The following is a 2644-nucleotide window of genomic DNA, read 5'->3' on the forward strand; positions in this document are numbered from 1 at the left end:
AGGTTCACGAGCGCATCAAGCACCTCGAATTTTGGCGCGTTCTCACGAAAATACGCACGAAAGGCCGTTTCCCGCGTCGCATGCGCCTGGAAGCGATGGCTTCCGACAAACACCGCCACCTTGCCGGGCCGTTTTGCGGCCTTGGAAAACACCCAAGCGGCAGTCCGTCCGACCTTGCTGTTGTTGAGGCCGATGTAGCCCTCGCGCACGCCATCGGCGAAGTCGGATAGCAGCGAAAATACCGGGATACCTTTCGCCTTGAGCTCCTCGACTGATGCTGTGATTTTCGGGTGATCGGCCGCCACCATGGCGATCGCCTGGCAGCGGCTCCCAAGGTCCTTAAGAAGCGGGAGCAGGTCACGCGGCAAATGTGACTGCGCGAACTCGATGATCGGAAGGCCGTGGAAGGATTTAGCCATACTGACCGACTCTTCGATCTTGCGAGCGAAATCTTGGTAGAAATCGTGGGTAGGTTTTCTCAAGATGAAGCCCAGCTTGTAGTGCGGCAGGTGCTGCTGCAAGCGCTGTTTGATGAGACCGGCAGCATGATAGCCGATCGCGTGCGCGGCCGCATGGACCCGCTGGGCGGTCTCCTCTCGCACCGGAAGGCGGACGTTCAGAACCCGATCGACTGTTGCTACGCTGACTCCGGCTTCGCGGGCGAGATCGGCTATTGTGACGCGCTTTCCCCTAGCGATTCTGATCGGCCGGTCCTCCATCATCCGGTGCGCTCCCGCGACGGCTTGGGGCGGCAAGCTGAAATAGTTCCCCCACCCCGCGGATAGCGCATTCGACGAACAGCGCTCCATGCGCACCCAGATGAGTCTCCGTGAACCGTTCGTTTGCTTAGGGGCTTCATGGTGTTGTATTACTCACTGCGTTAGTACTCTATTTCCAGCGCTCTTTGGAGGCTGGCAATTCGACTGTTGTGTCAAGGCCGCTACTTACACGTCGCGCTGTTGCGATCTTGCTTGCGGGGAGCCAGTTTGATGTAACCCTAACCGCGGAAAGCGGTTTCCATCCGTGACTGGTCCAATTCGCCTTCCCAGCGAGCGACAACGAGCGATGCCACCGCATTACCGACTAAATTCGTCAGCGCGCGGCATTCCGACATGAAGCGGTCCACGCCAAGAATTAGAGCCATTCCGGCAACGGGAACACTCGGCACGACAGAGAGAGTAGCGGCCAATGTGATGAAGCCGGCGCCGGTGACGCCTGCCGCACCCTTCGAGGAAAGCATCGCAATTAGCAGCAGGAGGATCTGATCGGCAATTGACAAATCTGTGTTCGTCGCCTGGGCGATGAAGAGGGCGGCGATCGTCATGTAGATATTGGTACCGTCCAGATTGAATGAGTATCCAGTAGGGATGACGAGACTTACGACCGAACGGGCGGCGCCGGCCTTCTCCATCTTCTCCATTAGCGAGGGCAGCGCGGCCTCCGAGGAGGACGTTGCCAGGACAAGCAGCAGCTCGTCCTTGATGTAGCGGACGAGAGAAAAGATCGAGAAGCCGTTGTAGCGGCAGACCGCGCCGAGAACCCCGAACACGAAGAGGAAGGCGGTAAGATAGAACGTCGCGACCAGTATCGCGAGGTTGGCCACCGAACCGATTCCGTATTTGCCGATCGTAAAGGCCATTGCGCCGAAGGCGCCGATGGGTGCAGCCTTCATCAGAATGCCGACGAGCTTAAAAATGGGGGCGGTAAGCGCCTGGAGAAAGGTAACGACCGGCCTGCTCGTCTCTCCGGTCATCGCCAAAGCAATGCCGAACAGGACCGAGAAGAACAGGACTTGCAGGATGTCGCCTTCCGCGAAGGCACTGGCAATCGTTGACGGGATGATGTTCATCAGGAAGCTGGTCACGGACTGCTCGTGAGCCGTGGCCACATAGCCCTTAACGGCTTGGACATCGAGCGAGGCCGGATCGATGTTGAGGCCGGCGCCAGGTTGAACGATATTCGCGACAATCAGTCCGACAACGAGTGCAAGTGTCGAGAAGGTGAGGAAATAAACCATCGCCTTGGCGGCAACTCGGCCGACCTTCTGCAGATCGCTCATGCCGGCAATGCCGGTCGCAATTGTCAGGAAGATGACAGGTGCGATAATCATCTTGACGACTTTGATGAAGGCATCGCCGAGCGGCTTCAGGCTCTGGCCGGTTTCCGGATAGAGGTAGCCAATTGCGGCTCCCAGGACTATGGCGGCAAGCACCTGCACGTAGGTCCGGGCAAAATGGGGCTTGCGGGGCGCTGCGATCGCGCGGGGGACTCTTGGAACCAACACCGTTTCTCTCTCCCTGACCGGATCGGGGTGGGGGCTCCTCCTTCTCCCATGCTGCGCTCCGGTCGAGCGCTGCTGTCATCTCGGAGCAAGCGCCGTGCCAACTGGAGGCCTGTCCCGTCCAGCGAGATTGGTGCGGGTTGCGCACTGGAACCCTCCACCTTTGCCGGAATTTGCACTCAAGGCTCGCCAAAGATCGCGTCTGAAGAAGTGCTTCGCCAGAGAGGGAATTGACCAGGTCGCCTTGCGGCCGTGTCTTTGATGTCTGCCGCAGATCGACTGCCGGCCGATATCTCTGTCGTCTTGGTGACTTTGGTTTGTCAGTTTTGCGACGGAATGCGCGCAAACTGCAGGATATCCTAC

General features: G+C 58.7%; 2 protein-coding genes. Both read right to left on the minus strand.

Translation table 11 applies throughout. The features are described 5' to 3' along the window. Positions 1-722: LacI family DNA-binding transcriptional regulator (locus EN994_RS26235; protein ID WP_127307932.1), on the minus strand; the 722-nt coding region annotated here is incomplete at its 3' end. A gap of 275 nt (positions 723-997) precedes the next feature. Continuing rightward, the gene (locus EN994_RS26240; RefSeq protein WP_210326678.1) at positions 998-2281 is read right to left on the minus strand and encodes a dicarboxylate/amino acid:cation symporter; all 1284 of its coding nucleotides are present in this window, start codon (positions 2279-2281) and stop codon (positions 998-1000) included. Positions 2282-2644: the final 363 nt, after the last annotated feature.

The sequence above is a fragment of the Mesorhizobium sp. M7A.F.Ca.CA.002.09.1.1 genome (genome assembly GCF_003998555.1).
Taxonomy (GTDB): Bacteria; Pseudomonadota; Alphaproteobacteria; order Rhizobiales; family Rhizobiaceae; genus Mesorhizobium; species Mesorhizobium ciceri.